General features: G+C 54.3%; 1 protein-coding gene (only partly in view). It reads left to right on the forward strand.

Annotation, left to right across the window (positions count from 1 at the left end; translation table 11 throughout):
• On the forward strand, positions 1-20,847 hold the 5' portion of the coding sequence (locus VY86_RS04130; protein ID WP_046974040.1) for a non-ribosomal peptide synthase/polyketide synthase. Its footprint extends 5,103 nt past the window's final position; 20,847 of the gene's 25,950 nt are visible here — the first part of the coding sequence; its start codon is at positions 1-3; its stop codon lies beyond the right edge, outside the window.

The following is a 20,847-nucleotide window of genomic DNA, read 5'->3' on the forward strand; positions in this document are numbered from 1 at the left end:
ATGAATACGCCACATAGCCACAACCTATCATTAGAAAATCCTCTTACTTCTTCTCATGAACTATCACTTAGTTCTACTCAACAAGTCATTTGGCTTGACCAAATTCTTCATCCTGACTCCCCCAATTACAACATTAGTACATTGGTCTGTATTGATGGAGATCTGGATGAAGTATTGTTCACTCAGGCTCTTGAAGCCGTTGTTTCTCGCCATGACACATTGCGCTTACGGCTTGTGGATACCCACGGATTACCTCGCCAAAAACTCGTCGATACTTCCTCCGTATCTTTAGCTGTGCACGATTTTTCACACTATGCTGATGCAGAAGCCCAAGCCACACAGCAAGTGCACGCTACTTTTATACGCCCGTTCCATTTGTATGGGGAGCTGTGGCGTTCTGAGTTGCTGCGAGTCAGTGATACACGCTGGTACTGGCAATTTTGCTGTCATCATTTGATCTCAGATGGTCTGGGTTTGAGGCTGGTTATCAAAGATCTTGCAGATAATTACAATCGTTTGGTCAAAGGGGATACATTAGCAGACGTTGCTCCTTCCTACCTTGACTTTATTGTTGAAGATCGTACCTATCTTGACTCCAAATTACACGCGCGCGACCTGCAATTTTGGCTGGAACGCTATGAAAAACTGCCTCCAGCCCTAATTCCGCCCTCAAATCCAGGCACATCTGTCACTCACTCGCCGGCAAAACCCGTTCTTTGGCAGCTGGACGCAACACTTTTTCAACAGATTGAAGATACAGTGGCCGCTCATGGATTCTCTATCCTCCATTTTATGTATGCCGTTCTGGCTTGCTATTTCGCACGCAGTACAAACACAGAAGAGATTGTTATTGGCATTCCAGTGCACAATCGCAAAAATGCGAAACAGAAATGTACCCTAGGGACATTTTCGTCAGTCATTCCCATTGGAGTGACTATTCACTCTAAAGACTCTTTCCTTGATGTTATGCACAAGGTCGCAGCAGAGTTACGTCGTTGCTATAAGTATCAGCGGCTACCCATTACAGAAATTAACCAGCATACACAGATAAAACAGAAAACAGGACGTGCCCAACTTTTTGATATCACACTGTCGCTTGAGTTGTTCAACACCAATTTTAATATGCAACAAGCTGTCACAACGCTTAAAGCGTCACATCGTGGTGCAATGTTCCCCCTTGCAATAGCTATATACCAATACACATTTACCCACCTTGAAAAGGTAAGCCAGCCTGTCACAATCGAATTCAATTACAATACTAATTACCTGAATCACGAAGAAGTCATTGCCCTCCAGGCTCGTTTAGCCCTATTAGTAGAAGCCGCCATAACTTCTTTAGATAGGCCGATTGGGAATGCCCCTCTCTTACCTTCGTGGGAGCGTCAGCAATTATTGATGGATTTCAACGCAACCAAAGTTGATTTTCCACAAAACACACTGATACATCAGCTGTTTGAGCAACAGGTTGAACGCACTCCTGATGCCATTGCCGTGGTATTTGAAACACAATCAATTAACTACAATGAACTGAATCATCGGGCCAATCGTTTAGCGCATTATCTGATTTCTTTAGGCGTACAGCCCGATGAGCGGGTCGCTATTTGTGTTGAACGTAGTCTGGATATGATAGTGGGGCTGCTGGCTATTCTCAAGGCTGGCGGCGCCTATGTGCCCCTCGATCCGACCTATCCGTCTGAGCGACTGACCTATATGCTGGATGATGTGGAACCAGTGGCTCTGCTGACTCAGTCTTCACTCATTGAAAAACTGAATAGCCATCTGCCTACCGTGGTATTTGATACCCCGGTCTTGTCCGCCTTTGATAAAAAATCGGCAGAAAATCCCAATACTCAGGCCCAAAAACTGACCTCAAACCATCTGGCTTATGTGATTTATACCTCCGGCTCTACCGGGCAACCTAAAGGAGTCATGGTAACACACAGGAATGTTATTAATCTTTATACTGGACTAGGTCTTCATACTGGATTGAATAACACAGAACAGCCATATCGTGTAGCCGTAAATGCCAGTCTGGTATTTGATGCTTCAGTACAAAATTGGATCCAAGTGTTGTCAGGCCACACGTTAGTTATTGTCCCTGAGAACATGCGCCCAGATGGGGACATGCTATGGCAATATTTTGCCAGTCAAGCAGTGGATGTCTTCGACTGCACGCCAGTCCAATTGCAATGGTTACTGAATGCTGGTTTAGGCTCTTCTTCTGATTATCAGCCTAAGCTCGTGTTGATTGGTGGTGATGCCATTTCACCTTTAGTTTGGTCCAGATTGCAACAAATCACGACTTCCCGATTTCTTAACCTATACGGGCCAACAGAATGTACGGTAGATGCCACTGTCTGCCCGATTGATATCACGTTATCACAACCCTCTATTGGTCGCCCTATCGCCAATACCCAAATCTATATTCTAGATACACAAGGCCAACCCGTGCCTTTTGGTGTAACCGGCGAAATTTATATTGCGGGTGCCGGGGTGGCCCGGGGTTATCTGAACCGCCCTGAATTGACTATCGAGCGTTTCTTGACTGATCCGTTTACCTCAGATCCTGATGCCCGCATGTACAAAACCGGTGACCTTGGACGCTGGTTACCTGACGGTAATATTGAGTACATCGGCCGTAATGATTTTCAGATCAAATTACGTGGATTCCGCATTGAACTGGGTGAAATCGAAGCCCATCTCATTCAATGTCCGGGAGTGCGGGAGGCTATTGTCATTTCTCGTGAAGATACCCCCAATAATACACGGCTGGTTGCCTATATTCAGCCTCAGCCCGGTATTAAGCTTGTCCCGGCTGAGCTACGTCAGCAACTTGTTTTGCAATTAGCTGAATATATGCTGCCCAGTGCATTCGTGATATTGGAAACTTTCCCGCTGACTCTCAACGGTAAACTCGATCGTAAAGCACTACCAGCACCTGATCAATCAGCAGTAATAACGCGTAGCTATGAAGCCCCCAGTGGGGAACGGGAAACAAAACTGGCTGAGCTTTGGCAAGACTTACTGGGATTGAAATGTGTTGGCCGTCAAGATCATTTCTTTGAACTCGGTGGTCATTCACTGATGGCGGTCAGCCTGATTGAACGACTGCGTAATGATGGATGGCTGCTTGATGTTCGCGGCGTTTTTTCCGCACCCGTGCTTGCTGACATGGCTCAGGCTATCCAGATAAATCAAGATAACTCTGTTTTTATTGTGCCACCCAACCGTATTCCTAAAAACTGCACCGCTATTACTCCCGACTTGTTGCCCTTAGTAACATTATCTCAAGCAGAAATCGACACGATTACAAAAACTGTAGTTGGCGGCGCGGCCAATGTGCAGGATATCTATCCGCTCGCACCGCTACAGGAAGGCATACTGTTCCATCACCGCCTACAGGAGCAAGGCGATACATACCTGTTAAATAGTCTGATTGCTTTTGATAACCGTCAGCGTCTTGATACCTTCCTTGATGCTTTGCAAAAAGTCATTGATCGCCACGATATCCTGCGTACCGCTATCTGCTGGCAGGGACTGACCCAACCCGTACAAGTGGTCTGGCGACAAGCCTCGCTATCAGTGATGACTTTCGTGCCTATCTCAGCAGACAATGTGCAAGCCCAGTTACAGACCCACACCGACCCACGTCAACGCCGATTTGATCTAAGTCAGGCACCGTTACTGAGCGCCGATATCGCTCATGATCCGGTCAGTCACGAGTGGCTGCTGGCGCTGAGTTACCATCATTTGGTCTGCGACCATATGACACTGGAACTTATCGCCAGTGAAATCCATCTATTACTGCAAGGACTCACTGACGAACTGCCTAATCCGCTACCATACTGTAACTTCATTGCCCAGACCTTGAATGTACCGTCTTCAGTTCATGAAGACTATTTTCGTGCCCGACTCGCCGATATTGATACACCAACGACACCATTTGGTCTGTTTAATGTACAGAATGGTGCTCACGATATTATCGAAGCCCATTTATTGCTGGACAGCACTCTGGCACGAGCGATCCGTACTCAGGCCCGCCACTTAGGAGTCAGTGCAGGGGTACTATTCCATGTTGCCTGGGCGCAAGTATTAGCACAGACCAGCGGCTGTGATGATGTGGTTTTCGGTTCCGTGCTGCTGGGTCGCCTGCGAGGTTACGCTGGGTCTGATCGAGTCATGGGAATGTTTATCAATACCCTACCGGTGCGGGTATCCCTTGCTAATCACAGTGTATTGGAAATGGTGCAGACCACCTACCGTGATCTAGCGATGCTGTTGGAACATGAGCAGGCTCCGCTGGCATTAGCCCAACGCTGTAGTGGTGTTACCCCGCCATTACCGCTGTTCAACACTTTACTCAACTACCGTCATAATCAATCAAACATAGATAATATTACCTCGGACGGTACCCGCTTGCTAACCACAATAGAACGTAACAACTATCCGCTCACTCTCTCGGTAGATGATCTAGGTGAAGATTTTAGTCTGTTGGTTCAAAGCGTTGCGGAGATCGATCCCGCTCGAATAGCAGGTTACTTGACCACAGTCATGGGTAATCTGATCGAAACCTTGGCTACTGACCCTCAGCAGCCTATTTGTCGCCTGCCAATCTTGTCCGCCAATGAGCGTCAGCAATTGCTGATGGATTTCAATGCGACCAAAACTGACTTTCCACAAAACGCACTGGTACACCAATTGTTTGAACAACAGGCTGAACACACTCCTGACGCCATTGCTGTGGTGTTCGAAGGACGCGCTCTCAGCTACAAGGAACTTAACTGCCGTGCTAATTGTCTAGCCCACGACTTGCTTGCGTTGGGGGTAAAACCTGATGACCGGGTGGCCATCTGTGCTGAACGCAGTCCAGAGATGGTGGTGGGGTTATTGGCTATTCTCAAGGCTGGTGGTGCCTATGTACCACTGGATCCAACCTATCCGGCCGAACGACTGGCCTATATGCTGGATGATGCGGCGCCAGTCGCACTACTTACTCAAGCAGCCCTGAGGGAAACACTGGGCAGCAACCTGCCTACTGTAGTGCTTGATGTCCAACAACTATCTATTTTTGATAAAGCGTCAGCAGAAAACCCCGATGTTCGGGCATTGGGATTGACCTCACACAGTCTGGCGTATGTGATCTATACCTCAGGTTCCACCGGGCAACCCAAAGGAGTTATGGTTGAGCATGGCGGATTCAGAAATTACCTACAGTGGGCTCTTAGACACTATGCTAATGCAAATCGACTAAACAGTATTGTGTCATCACCGGTGGCCTTTGATGCGACTGTCACCAGTATTTACCTGCCCCTGCTTTGTGGCGGTAGAATACAACTGCTCCGTGACGGACAAGAATTGATCGAGTTGATACCCACCCTGTTATCTATGGATGCCACTACTCTGGTCAAGATCACCCCAACCCATTTTGCTGTGGTTGGTCAGGAATTGCTGACGGCAAAACAAACTTGTCCTGCGCACTATTTCATTGTGGGGGGAGAGCCTCTCTCTAGTTCAACCGTAGCACTTTGGCGTGAACTTTCTCCTGAATCACGCATTGTCAATGAGTACGGCCCAACCGAAACCGTGGTGGGTTGCATCACGTTTGATGCCTATGAGCTGAATAGTTTCACTCGCAATGTTCCTATTGGCCGCCCAATCGCCAATACCCAAATCTATATTCTGGATGTACAAGGTGAACCCGTACCTCTCGGTGTTATCGGTGAGATCTATATTGGCGGCACCGGTGTGGCCCGCGGCTACCTTAACCGCCCAGAGTTGACAGCAGAACGCTTTATTCCCGACCCGTTCTCAACCGTATCTGGTGCCCGGCTGTATAAAACCGGCGACCTCGGCCGCTGGTTGCCGGACGGCAATATCGAATACCTCGGCCGTAACGATTTTCAGGTCAAGCTGCGCGGCTTCCGCATTGAGCCGGGTGAAATCGAAACCCAACTTGTTCAGTATCCGGGTGTAGAAGAAGCCGTTGTCGTCGCCCGCGAAGATATTCCGGGCGACACCCGTCTGGTGGCCTATCTCCGGCCTCAGTCCGGCGTTGAATTAGTGCCGGCGGATTTACGCCGGCAATTGGCACAGCATCTGGCCGACTATATGCTGCCCAGTGCCTTTGTGATGCTGGAGAGCTTCCCGCTCACGCCCAATGGCAAACTCGACCGCAAATCACTGCCAGCACCCGACCAGTCTGCCGTGGCAATGCATGCCTATGAAGCGCCCGTTGGCAAACTGGAAACAACGCTCGCCCAGATCTGGCAAGACCTGCTGGGGCTGGCGTGTGTCGGGCGTTATGACCATTTCTTCAAACTCGGCGGGCATTCATTACTCGCAGTTCAATGCACGACACGTGTACGCCAAGAGTTAGCTTTGGATCTGCCGCTGGCTCAGCTTTTTGCCCAGCCTGTCCTGATTGACCTCGCCCGGGCACTCACTGCTGCCTCAGTCACCGCCCGGGCTGTTATCCCTGCGGCCGATCACAGCTTGCCTCTGCCACTCTCTTTTGCCCAGCAGCGATTGTGGTTCCTCGGCCAACTCGATTCCGCTGCCAGCCAGGCCTACCATATTCCCGCGGTATTGCAGCTTTCCGGTCAGCTTGACCCGCAGGCCCTCACTGCGGCACTCGATAGCCTTGTCGCCCGCCAAGCGAGCCTGCGTACCCACTTTACGCTGGTTGACGGTCAGCCCTGCCAGCAGATAGCGCCTACAGACATCGGCTTTTCACTCTCCTGTCCGGATCTACGTTCCCTGAACGCAACGGCCCGTGCCAAGCGCGTTGCCGAACTCACCGAATATGAGGCCTATACGCCCTTCGATCTCACTCAGGGCCCGCTGATCCGCGGTCAATTGCTGCACTTGGCCGATGAGGAGCATGTGCTGCTGTTTACTCAGCATCATATCATCTCCGACGGCTGGTCCACCGGCATCATGGTCCGTGAGCTGGCGACGCTTTATCAGGCCGCTCTTGCGGGTCAGGATGCCGCTTTACCGCCTCTGCCTATCCAGTATGCCGACTATGCCGTCTGGCAGCGCAATGAGTTGCAGGGAGACCGCCTTACCGAACAACGTGATTTCTGGTGTGCCCGATTGCAGGGCGCGCCCGCCTTGCTGGAATTGCCCACGGACCGCCCACGCCCGTCAGTACAGCGTTATGCCGGCAGCCGGGTGCCTTTCCATCTGGATGCTGAAGTCCTCACTTCCCTCAAGGCACTGGGGCAACGTCAGGGCACGACCCTGTTTATGACCCTGCTCGCGGCCTGGACTGTTGTACTTGCCCGCCTCAGCGGTCAGGACGATATCGTCATCGGTACCCCCGTGGCCAACCGCCAGAACAGCGAAACCGAAGCATTAATTGGTTTTTTCGTCAATATGCTGGCTTTGCGTATCGAACCCGGTCAGTGCCACACGGTGGCGGAACTGCTTGCTCAGGTTCGCGAACGCACACTGGCGGCCTATGCCCATCAGGACCTGCCTTTCGAACAGGTGGTAGATGCATTGCAGCCGGCCCGCAGCCTGAGTTACAGCCCTGTTTTCCAGGTCATGCTGGCGCTGAACAACACCCCGGCTCAGGCGTTGAAGTTGCCCGGTCTGGCACTCGCCCTCGTTGAGCAACCGCAGCGCAGCAGCCAATTTGATCTGACTCTGTCGCTGACTGAAACCGACGCCGGTTTAGTGGGGGGGCTGGAATATGCGACCGACCTGTTTGAGCGGGAGACCGTGGTTCGCATAGCGGGTTACCTTGAGAACGTGCTGACAGCAATGGTCGCGGATGTGACGCAAGCGCTTTCATCTCTGCCTATACTACCGGTCACAGAGCAGCAACAACTGCTGATGGATTTCAACGCCACACAGGCGGATTTCCCACAGGCCGCCCTGATCCATGAATTGTTCGAACAACAGGCGGCACGTACCCCGGATGCCATTGCTGTGGTGTTTGAAGAACACGCTCTCAGCTATGACGAACTGAACCGCCGCGCCAACCGGCTGGCCCATCACCTGCTGACCCTCGGCGTACAGCCGGATGACCGGGTCGCCATCTGCGCCGAGCGCAGTCTGGAGATGGTGGTGGGATTATTGGCCATCCTTAAGGCCGGCGGTGCCTATCTGCCGCTCGATCCGGCTTATCCGGCCGAACGGCTGGCCTATATGCTCAGTGATGCGGCACCCGTGGCTTTGCTGACTCAGTCCGCGCGGGTTGAAATACTGGACAGCAGCCTGCCTACCGTGGTGCTAGATGCCCGCTCACCGTCTGTCTTTGACGGGACGCCGGACAGCAACCCCAACAGCCGGGCACGGGGACTGACTTCACAGCATCTGGCCTATGTGATTTATACCTCCGGCTCTACCGGCCAGCCCAAAGGGGTGATGAACAGCCACCGGGCCCTGTGTAACCGTCTGGTCTGGATGCAGGCTGCCTATCGCCTGACGCCCGATGACCGTGTCTTGCAGAAAACCCCGTTCAGTTTCGATGTGTCCGTCTGGGAATTCTTCTGGCCCCTGCTCTGGGGGGCTCGTCTGGTGATGGCCCGCCCCGAAGGCCACAAAGACGCGGGGTATTTGGCCCGGTTGATTGAGACCGCCGGTATTACCACATTGCACTTTGTGCCTTCCATGTTACAGCAGTTTGTGCAGAGGGTTTCGCCGGAGCACACCTGCGCCTCCCTCAAACGGGTGATTTGCAGTGGTGAGGCCTTGCCGCCAGAGCTGCAACAGCGCTTTTTCTCCCACTTTGAGGCCGAATTGCACAACCTGTATGGCCCAACCGAAGCCGCGATTGATGTCACCTATTGGGCCTGTCAGCGCGAGGATAAACGCCACTTTGTCCCCATTGGCCGCCCGATTGCCAATACCCAACTCTATATTCTGGATACACAGGGTCAGCCCGTGCCGCTCGGTGTGGCCGGTGAAATCCATATCGGTGGGGTAGGGGTGGCCCGCGGTTACCTGAACCGTCCGGCACTGACAGCGGAACGTTTTATCCCGGACCCGTTCTCCCGCGCCCCGGATGCCCGCCTGTATAAAACCGGCGACCTCGGCCGCTGGCTACCCGACGGCAGTATCGAATACCTGGGCCGTAACGACTTTCAGGTCAAGCTGCGTGGCTTCCGTATTGAGCTGGGGGAAATAGAAGCGCGCCTGACCCAGTGTCCGGGAGTGGAGGAAGCGGTCGTTATCGCCCGCGAAGATATCCCGGGTGACAAACGGTTAGTGGCCTATGTCCGGCCGCAGGCGGGTGCTGCACTGGTGCCGGCGGATTTACGCCCGCAACTGGCACAGCACCTGACCGACTACATGCTGCCCAGTGCCTTTGTGATGCTGGCGGCTTTCCCGCTGACCCCGAACGGCAAGCTGGACCGCAAGGCGCTGCCCGCGCCTGACCAGTCAGCAGCCGTCACCCGTGACTATGAAGCCCCTGTGGGTGAACGGGAAACCACGCTGGCGCAGATTTGGCAAAACCTGCTGGGGCTGGCACGCATCAGCCGGCACGACCACTTCTTCGAACTCGGCGGCCACTCGCTGATGGCGGTCAGCCTGATTGAACAACTGCGCAATGCCGGCTGGCTGCTTGATGTGCGCAGTGTCTTCTCCGCGCCCGTATTGACCGACATGGCGCAGGCTATCCGGACGGAGCAGGGGGAAGCGGCTTTTATTGTGCCGCCCAACCGGATCCCTGACGGCAGCACCGTGCTCACGCCTGAGATGTTACCGCTGGTCACGCTGTCTCAGGCGGAAATTGATGCCATTGCCGACTCCGTGGCGGGCGGGGCAGGCAATGTGCAGGATATCTATCCGCTGGCACCGCTACAGGAGGGCATTCTGTTCCACCATCGGTTGCAAGAGCAAGGCGATGCTTATCTGTTGCACCATGTCATCGCCTTTGATACCCAGGAACGCCTTGAGGCTTTCCTTTGGGCGCTGCAACGGGTGATAGACCGCCATGATATCCTGCGTACCGCTGTCTGCTGGCAGGGATTGACACAGCCTGTGCAGGTGGTCTGGCGTCAGGCGCCACTGTCAGTGGCCACTTTTGTGCCCGCTTCCGCAGAAAATGTGCTGGCCCAATTGCAGGCGCACACCGATCCGTGTCGGTGTCATATTGATTTGAGTCAAGCCCCGTTAATTACCACCAATATTGTTCAAGCTCCTGCCAGTAGTGAATGGCTGTTGGCCCTGAACTTCCATCATCTAATTGGCGATCATATGACGCTGGAGCTTATTGTCGCCGAGGTTCGTTTGCTGTTGCAGGGGCAGACAGAAGCCCTACCTGCTGCCCTACCTGCTGCACTACCTTACCGCGACTTTATCGCTCAAATCCTGAGCGTGCCAGCCTCCGTGCATGAGAACTATTTCCGCGCCCGACTCGCTGATGTCGATGCCCCAACAGCCCCCTTTGGCTTGCTTAATGTACAGGGTAACGGTGAGGATATGACTGAGGCCCATTTGCTATTGGATACCACACTAGCGCAAGCAATACGTATGCAGGCTCGCCGTCTGGGTATCAGCCCAAGTGTTTTATTCCACGTCGCCTGGGCTCAGGTGCTGGCACAAACCAGCGACCGTGACGACGTAGTCTTCGGGACTGTGCTGCTTGGCCGTCTGCAAGGCTCAGCCGGCGCTGATCAAGTGATGGGGATGTTTATCAATACCCTGCCAATGCGGGTATCCCTTGCTAATCGCAGTGTACTGGAAGTTGTGCGTGCCACCTATCGCGATCTGACCGCGCTGTTGGAGCATGAACAAGCCCCCCTGACGCTGGCACAGGGCTGTAGCGGCGTGAACCCACCGCTACCGCTCTTTAGCACCCTGCTTAACTACCGCCATAGCCAGCCAGGTACGGCTAATAAGGTTTGGGACGGTATGCGTATATTGACCACAGAAGAACGCACTAACTATCCGTTGACCCTCTCGGTAGATGATCTGGGGGAGGATTTCAATTTGATAACCCAGAGCGTTGCAGGCGTTGATCCCGTCCGAGTGGTGGATTATTTAGCTACAACCATCAGCCGCCTGATTGAAGTGCTGAAAACCGAGCCACAGCAGCCTATTCTGAGCCTGCCGATCCTGCCTGCCGCTGAGCGTCAGCAGCTTTTGGTCGATTTCAATGCCACACAAGCGGACTTCCCGCAGGCAGCCCTGATCCATGAACTGTTCGAACAACAGGTTAAACGTACCCCTGACGCCATCGCCGTAGTGTTTGAAGGTTTGTCATTGAGTTATGCCGAACTGAACCAGCGCGCTAACCAACTGGCACACGCCCTGATTGAGTTTGGTGTACGTTCCGATGATCGCGTTGCAATTTGTGTTGAACGCAGTCTGGATATGGTGATTGGCATACTAGGCATATTAAAAGCCGGGGCGGGTTATGTTCCGCTCGATCCCGCATACCCTAGCGAACGGCTGACGCATGTCTTATCTGACAGTGCACCAAAATTACTACTCACCCAGCAGCATTTACGGACGCATTTACCGATAGCCGATATCCCTGTCTGGTTACTGGACAATGTCAAACACTTGAACACGGTTGCTCAACAATCTGTTGCCAATCCTGATCCGGTACAACAGGGATTACAAGCGCACCATTTGGCTTATGTTATCTATACTTCTGGCTCTACTGGGTTGCCTAAAGGCGTGATGATCGAGCACCGTAACGTGGTGAATTTTACTCATGCCCAATGCCAGATCAGTGAACTCAAATCCACTGATCGTATCCTGCAATTTGCCACGATTGCCTTTGATACAGCTGTGTCTGAAATTTTTCCAACACTGACTGTCGGTGCCACCTTAATTCTGCGCCCAGCGCATATTCGGATACCAGACACCGCCTTTAGCCATTTCTTGCAAGAACAGGCCATCAGTGTGGTAGATCTACCGACTGCCTTTTGGCACCAGTGGGTACAGGAGATGAAAGCTGGCCGCTGTGATATCAGTCCTTCTCTGCGCTCAATCACGGTTGGTGGTGAGAAAGCCGAATACCGTCATCTTATCGACTGGCAATCCATGCCTGAAACTCAGCACTGCCGCTGGGTCGATACTTACGGGCCAACCGAAACCACCGTTATCACCACTTCGCTGGCCTTGGAGGGTGGCGAGGTACTGGACGCAACAGAAACGCTGTCAATTGGTCGCCCGATTACCAATACCCGCATTTATATTCTCGATACACAAGGACAACCTGTGCCACTCGGCGTCACTGGAGAAATCTATATTGCCGGTGCGGGAGTTGCCCGTGGCTATCTGAATCGCCCTGAGCTTACCGCTGAACGTTTTGTCTCCGACCCATTCAGTTCTCAACCGAATGCCAGAATGTATAAGACCGGCGATCTGGGGTGCTGGCAGCCAAATGGTACGATCGTCTATCTCGGTCGCAATGACTTCCAAGTCAAGATCCGTGGATTCCGCATTGAACTGGGGGAAATAGAGACACAATTGGCCGGTTGCGCGGGTGTTAAGGATGCTGTAGTTATCGCACGTGAAGAAGATAATGGCGAAAAACATTTGGTCGCGTATCTCGTGCCACAGCCTGACATCACGCTGGATGCCATCAACCTGCGCGAACAGCTGAGTACCCGCCTGGCGGATTATATGCTCCCCAGCGCCTTTGTGATGCTGGAGACCTTCCCGCTGACTCCGAACGGAAAACTAGATCGCAAGGCACTACCGGCTCCGGATCAGACCGCCATTGCCAGCCGCGAATATCAGACACCTCAGAGTGAAATGGAACAGCAACTGGCAGCTATCTGGCAAACTTTGCTGGGGCTGGAGCAGGTTGGACGTCACGACAATTTCTTTGAGCTGGGGGGACATTCACTGCTAGTCGTCAGCTTGATTGAACAACTACGCCAACGTGATCTGACCCTTGATGTTAGCGCTGTCTTCGCATCACCGACCCTGACGGCGATGGCTGCTCGCCTGACAACAGAAGTAGCTGGAAATACTGCACTGAATGTACCACCCAACCTCATTAGTACTGATTGTGACACCATTACGCCAGACATGCTGCCACTGATAGCATTATCTCAGGCGGAAATCGACACGGTTGTCAAGACTGTGGTTGGCGGTGCCGCCAATGTGCAGGATATCTATCCGCTTGCTCCGTTACAGGAAGGTATTCTGTTCCATCACCAGCTACAGGAGCAAGGTGATGTCTACTTGTTAAATAGTCTGATTGCCTTTGATAGCCGTACTCGTCTCGACGCTTTCCTTGATGCCTTGCAACAAGTGATTAATCGCCACGATATCTTGCGCACAGCCGTCTGTTGGCAAGGACTGACGCAGCCTGTTCAGGTGGTCTGGCGTCAGGCTCCGTTGTCGGTCACCACTTTTGTCCCGACCTCCTCAGATAATGTGTTGGCTCAGTTACAGGCGCACACCAACCTACGTCGGCTTAACTTGAGTCAGGCACCTCTGTTCACCGCTGATATTGCACTCGATCCAGTCAGCAATGAGTGGCTATTGGCCCTAAATTTCCATCATTTGATCGGCGATCATATAACGATGGAGCTTATCGCTGACGAAGTCCGCTTATTGTTGCAGGAACAAGCAGAAACCTTGCCAACCCCGTTACCTTACCGCAACTTTATTGCCCAGACTCTGAGCGTGCCGCTTTCAGCACATGAGGCATATTTCCGCGCCCGACTGGCCGATATCGATACACCAACAGCCCCTTTCAGCCTACTTAACGTACAGGGCGATGGTGAAGGCATAACCGAAACGCATCTTCCTCTAGATCATGCACTGGCACAGGCAATCCGCAGTCAGTCCTGCCGTCTGGGTATCACACCGGGTGTGTTGTTCCATGTTGCCTGGGCACAGGTGCTGGCGCAGACTAGCGGCCGTGATGATGTAGTCTTTGGTTCCGTGCTGCTGGGTCGTCTGCAAGGCTCTGCCGGGGCCGATCGGGTGATGGGAATGTTTATCAATACCCTGCCAGTACGAGTGTCCCTTGCTGGCCGCAGTGTACTGGAAGTGGTGCAGGCCACCTACCATGATTTGACGGCACTGCTTGAACATGAGCAGGCTCCTTTAGCACTAGCCCAACGTTGTAGCAGTGTGACACCGCCGATGCCATTGTTCAGCGCTCTACTCAATTACCGCCATAGCCAGCCAGACGCAGACGATACAACTTGGGACGGCATGCGTCTGTTGGCGGCAGAAGAGCGCACTAACTACCCGCTGACCCTCTCGGTCGATGACTTTGGGGAAGATTTCAGTCTGGTAGTCAAAACTGTCGCAGCAGTCGATCCCGTCCGGGTAGCGGGTTATCTGGTCACAGCCATCAGTGGCTTGGTTGAAGCCCTGACGAATGAACCCCAGCAGCTTGCTTTGAATCTATCAATCCTGCCTGCTACTGAGCGCAAGCAGTTACTAGTGGATTTCAATGACACAGAGACTGACTTCCCACGGGAAGCTCTGATCCATGAACTGTTTGAACAACAAGTGGTGTGCACCCCAGACGCTATCGCCGTGGTGTTTGAAGAACAGTCTCTCAGTTACAGTGAACTGAATCGCCGTGCCAATTGCCTGGCTCATCATCTGCTCGCCATAGGTGTACGCCCGGATGATCGGGTGGCTATCTGTGTTGAACGTAGCCTGGAGATGATGGTGGGGCTACTGGCTATTCTCAAGGCTGGCGGCGCTTACGTACCACTGGATCCGACCTATCCGGCCGAGCGGCTGGCTTACATGCTCGACGATGCCGCACCAGTGGCCCTGCTCACTCAATCCACACTGGTTGAAATGCTGGACAGCAATCTGCCCAGTATATTACTTGATGCCCAGTTGCCATCTATCTTTGATGAGAAACTGGAAAATAATCTTGATATTCAGACGCTGGGGCTAACTTCACGCCATCTGGCCTATGTGATTTATACCTCTGGTTCTACAGGGCGACCCAAAGGGGTAATGGTGGAACACAGGAATGTTATCAATCTTTACACAGGATTAAATATAGCATTTGCCCTCAAGCAACCGTGCCGCATAGCAATGAATGCCAGTATTGTATTCGACGCATCGGTGAAAAGCTGGCTCCAGTTGCTTTCTGGCCATACATTGGTCATCGTCCCTGAAGCCCTTCGTACCGATGGTCAGACACTTTGGCGCTATTTTGCACGGCATGCTGTGGATATGTTTGACTGCACACCGATCCAATTGCAATGGCTACTAGAAGCAGGTTTGGGAACAACCTCCGGTTATCAACCCAAGCTGGCACTGATCGGTGGTGATAGCATTCCTCCTTTAGTGTGGTCCAAATTGCAACATATAAAAACCACCCGCTTCATCAACGTCTATGGACCAACAGAATGTACGGTAGATGCTAGTATCTGTCCGGTTAATTTATCGCTGTCGCAGCCTAGCATCGGTCGGCCAATCGCCAATACCCAAATCTATATTCTGGATGTACAAGGTGAACCCGTACCTCTCGGTGTTATCGGTGAGATCTATATTGGCGGCACCGGTGTGGCCCGCGGCTACCTTAACCGCCCAGAGTTGACAGCAGAACGCTTTATTCCCGACCCGTTCTCAACCGTATCTGGTGCCCGGCTGTATAAAACCGGCGACCTCGGCCGCTGGTTGCCGGACGGCAATATCGAATACCTCGGCCGTAACGATTTTCAGGTCAAGCTGCGCGGCTTCCGCATTGAGCCGGGTGAAATCGAAACCCAACTTGTTCAGTATCCGGGTGTAGAAGAAGCCGTTGTCGTCGCCCGCGAAGATATTCCGGGCGACACCCGTCTGGTGGCCTATCTCCGGCCTCAGTCCGGCGTTGAATTAGTGCCGGCGGATTTACGCCGGCAATTGGCACAGCATCTGGCCGACTATATGCTGCCCAGTGCCTTTGTGATGCTGGAGAGCTTCCCGCTCACGCCCAATGGCAAACTCGACCGCAAATCACTGCCAGCACCCGACCAGTCTGCCGTGGCAATGCATGCCTATGAGGCGCCCGTTGGCAAACTGGAAACAACGCTCGCCCAGATCTGGCAAGACCTGCTGGGGCTGGCGTGTGTCGGGCGTTATGACCATTTCTTCAAACTCGGCGGGCATTCATTACTCGCAGTTCAATGCACGACACGTGTACGCCAAGAGTTAGCTTTGGATCTGCCGCTGGCTCAGCTTTTTGCCCAGCCTGTCCTGATTGACCTCGCCCGGGCACTCACTGCTGCCTCAGTCACCGCCCGGGCTGTTATCCCTGCGGCCGATCACAGCTTGCCTCTGCCACTCTCTTTTGCCCAGCAGCGATTGTGGTTCCTCGGCCAACTCGATTCCGCTGCCAGCCAGGCCTACCATATTCCCGCGGTATTGCAGCTTTCCGGTCAGCTTGACCCGCAGGCCCTCACCGCGGCACTCGATAGCCTTGTCGCCCGCCAAGCGAGCCTGCGTACCCACTTTACGCTGGTTGACGGTCAGCCCTGCCAGCAGATAGCGCCTACAGACATCGGCTTTTCACTCTCCTGTCTGGATCTACGTTCCCTGAACGCAACAGCCCGTGCCAAGCGCGTTGCCGAACTCACCGAATATGAGGCCTATACGCCCTTCGATCTCACTCAGGGCCCGCTGATCCGCGGTCAATTGCTGCACTTGGCCGATGAGGAGCATGTGCTGCTGTTTACCCAGCATCATATCATCTCCGACGGCTGGTCCACCGGCATCATGGTCCGTGAGCTGGCGACGCTTTATCAGGCCGCTCTTGCGGGTCAGGATGCCGCTTTACCGCCTCTGCCTATCCAGTATGCCGACTATGCCGTCTGGCAGCGCAATGAGTTGCAGGGAGACCGCCTTACCGAACAACGTGATTTCTGGTGTGCCCGATTGCAGGGCGCGCCCGCCTTGCTGGAATTGCCCACGGACCGCCCACGCCCGTCAGTACAGCGTTATGCCGGCAGCCGGGTGCCTTTCCATCTGGATGCTGAAGTCCTCACTTCCCTCAAGGCACTGGGGCAACGTCAGGGCACGACCCTGTTTATGACCCTGCTCGCGGCCTGGACTGTTGTACTTGCCCGCCTCAGCGGTCAGGACGATATCGTCATCGGTACCCCCGTGGCCAACCGCCAGAACAGCGAAACCGAAGCATTAATTGGTTTTTTCGTCAATATGCTGGCTTTGCGTATCGAACCCGGTCAGTGCCACACGGTGGCGGAACTGCTTGCTCAGGTTCGCGAACGCACACTGGCGGCCTATGCCCATCAGGACCTGCCTTTCGAACAGGTGGTAGATGCATTGCAGCCGGCCCGCAGCCTGAGTTACAGCCCTGTTTTCCAGGTCATGCTGGCGCTGAACAACACCCCGGCTCAGGCGTTGAAGTTGCCCGGTCTGGCACTCGCCCTCGTTGAGCAACCGCAGCGCAGCAGCCAATTTGATCTGACGCTGTCGCTGACTGAAACCGACGCCGGTTTAGTGGGGGGGCTGGAATATGCGACCGACCTGTTTGAGCGGGAGACCGTGGTTCGCATAGCGGGTTACCTTGAGAACGTGCTGACAGCAATGGTCGCGGATGTGACGCAAGCGCTTTCATCTCTGCCTATACTACCGGTCACAGAGCAGCAACAACTGCTGATGGATTTCAACGCCACACAGGCGGATTTCCCACAGGCCGCCCTGATCCATGAATTGTTCGAACAACAGGCGGCACGTACCCCGGATGCCATTGCTGTGGTGTTTGAAGAACACGCTCTCAGCTATGACGAACTGAACCGCCGCGCCAACCGGCTGGCCCATCACCTGCTGACCCTCGGCGTACAGCCGGATGACCGGGTCGCCATCTGCGCCGAGCGCAGTCTGGAGATGGTGGTGGGATTATTGGCCATCCTTAAGGCCGGCGGTGCCTATCTGCCGCTCGATCCGGCTTATCCGGCCGAACGGCTGGCCTATATGCTCAGTGATGCGGCACCCGTGGCTTTGCTGACTCAGTCCGCGCGGGTTGAAATACTGGACAGCAGCCTGCCTACCGTGGTGCTAGATGCCCGCTCGCCGTCTGTCTTTGACGGGACGCCGGACAGCAACCCCAACAGCCGGGCACGGGGACTGACTTCACAGCATCTGGCCTATGTGATTTATACCTCCGGCTCTACCGGCCAGCCCAAAGGGGTGATGAACAGCCACCGGGCCCTGTGTAACCGTCTGGTCTGGATGCAGGCTGCCTATCGCCTGACGCCCGATGACCGTGTCTTGCAGAAAACCCCGTTCAGTTTCGATGTGTCCGTCTGGGAATTCTTCTGGCCCCTGCTCTGGGGGGCTCGTCTGGTGATGGCCCGCCCCGAAGGCCACAAAGACGCGGGGTATTTGGCCCGGTTGATTGAGACCGCCGGTATTACCACATTGCACTTTGTGCCTTCCATGTTACAGCAGTTTGTGCAGAGGGTTTCGCCGGAGCACACCTGCGCCTCCCTCAAACGGGTGATTTGCAGTGGTGAGGCCTTGCCGCCAGAGCTGCAACAGCGCTTTTTCTCCCACTTTGAGGCCGAATTGCACAACCTGTATGGCCCAACCGAAGCCGCGATTGATGTCACCTATTGGGCCTGTCAGCGCGAGGATAAACGCCACTTTGTCCCCATTGGCCGCCCGATTGCCAATACCCAACTCTATATTCTGGATACCCAGGGTCAGCCCGTGCCGCTCGGTGTGGCCGGTGAAATCCATATCGGTGGGGTAGGGGTGGCCCGCGGTTACCTGAACCGTCCGGCACTGACAGCGGAACGTTTTATCCCGGACCCATTCTCCCGCGCCCCGGATGCCCGCCTGTATAAAACCGGCGACCTCGGCCGCTGGCTACCCGACGGCAGTATCGAATACCTGGGCCGTAACGACTTTCAGGTCAAGCTGCGTGGCTTCCGTATTGAGCTGGGGGAAATAGAAGCGCGCCTGACCCAGTGTCCGGGAGTGGAGGAAGCGGTCGTTATCGCCCGTGAAGATATCCCGGGTGACAAACGGTTAGTGGCCTATGTCCGGCCGCAGGCGGGTGCTGCACTGGTGCCGGCGGATTTACGCCCGCAACTGGCACAGCACCTGACCGACTACATGCTGCCCAGTGCCTTTGTGATGCTGGCGGCTTTCCCGTTGACCCCGAACGGCAAGCTCGATCGCAGGGCGTTGCCTGCTCCCGATCAGTCGGCCATTGTGTCACGGGGCTATGCGCCTGCGCAGGGTGAGGTTGAAACGGGGCTGGCGCAGATCTGGCAAGACTTGCTGGGATTGGCGCGTGTCGGGCGTTATGATCACTTCTTCGAACTCGGCGGCCACTCGCTGCTGGTGGTCAGTGTAATCGAACGGCTGCACCAGCGGGGCTGGGAACTGGATGTCCGTACGGTATTCACCGCACCGATCCTGGCCGATCTGGCCCGGGCGATTCAGGTATCTCCGGGTGATGTCCCGGCCTTTGTCGTGCCGCCCAACCGTATTCCTGACGGCAACACCGCGCTCACGCCGGAGATGTTACCGCTGGTCACCCTGTCCCAAGCCGAAATCGACACCATCGTCAACCGGGTGCCCGGCGGAGTGACCAATGTGCAGGATATCTATCCGCTGGCTCCGTTGCAGGAAGGTATCCTGTTCCATCATCGACTTGATCCGCACAAAGATCCCTATGTTATCTCGTCGCTGTTATGTGTCGATAGCCAGACAAACCTTGACGCTTTCACGGCTGCATTACAAGCGGTCATCGACCGGCACGATATCCTGCGCACCGCCGTCCACTGGGCCGGGTTATCCCAGCCGGTTCAGGTTATACACCGGCACGCCCCCTTGCCGGTTCATCGCCTGATCCTAAAGAACTGTGATGATATGGCCGCCAGTTTGCAAGCCCGCATGGAGTTGTCACACGGGCAGCTGGATTTATCTCAGGCACCGCTGATACGCTTACAAACCGCTGCTGAACCACATTCAGCCAGGCTGTACGTCTTGCTCCAATTTCATCATATTATCGATGATAACCTCTCATTACGGCAGGTTCTCGCGGAAACGGCGGCATTCTTACTGGGCAAAAGTGCCGATTTACCGCCATCGGTGCCTTATCGTAACTTTGTGGCTTATACCCGTCAGGAAAGCCATATTCAGGCCGCAGAAACCTTCTTCCCGGACTATCTGGCGGATCTTGATGAAGTGACAGCCCCTTTTGGCCTGATCAATGTTCAGGAAGGGGGCGAACATACGGCCGAAGCCCAACAGCCCCTTAATGCCGGCTTATCACGCGCCCTCCGTGAAACGGCCCGCAGGCTGGGCACCAGCCCCGCGGCGTTGTTCCATGCGGGTTGGGCACTGGTCGTCGCCCGGACCAGCGGGCGTGACGATATTGTATTCGGCACCACCTTATCAGGCCGTATGTCGGGCATGGCGGGCAGTGCGGGCGCGTTGGGGATGTTTATCAATACCCTGCCGGTCAGGCTGAAACTCAAAGGGATCAGCGCTGAGGCCCTCATCAAGGCAGTCACTGACATATGCGCTAATTTATTGCGTTATGAACAGACCCCCTTGTCCCTGGTGCAGCGCTATAGCGGGCTCGGTAATATGCCGTTGTTCAGTGCCTTGCTCAATTGCCGGCATGTGAGTGACAAGGACAGCGGCACGCTTAACCTGTCGCAGTTTGGTATAACCAGTCTGGCTGGCCGGGAACGCACCAATTATCCCGTGGGGATCTCGATTGATGATGATGGTAAGGATTTTATGTTATCCGCTCAAACTGTCAGCACTGTCGATCCGAAGAGGATCAATGCCTATTTGATCAGGGCACTGGAACAACTGGTTGCGGTATTGGCGGATGCACCGCATTCACCGGCCCTGGCGGTGGATGTGTTGCCTGCCGCTGAACGTCAGCAATTACTGGCGGACTTCAATGCCACTGAGCGTGAC

The organism is Photorhabdus thracensis (assembly GCF_001010285.1).
Lineage (GTDB): Bacteria > Pseudomonadota > Gammaproteobacteria > Enterobacterales > Enterobacteriaceae > Photorhabdus > Photorhabdus temperata.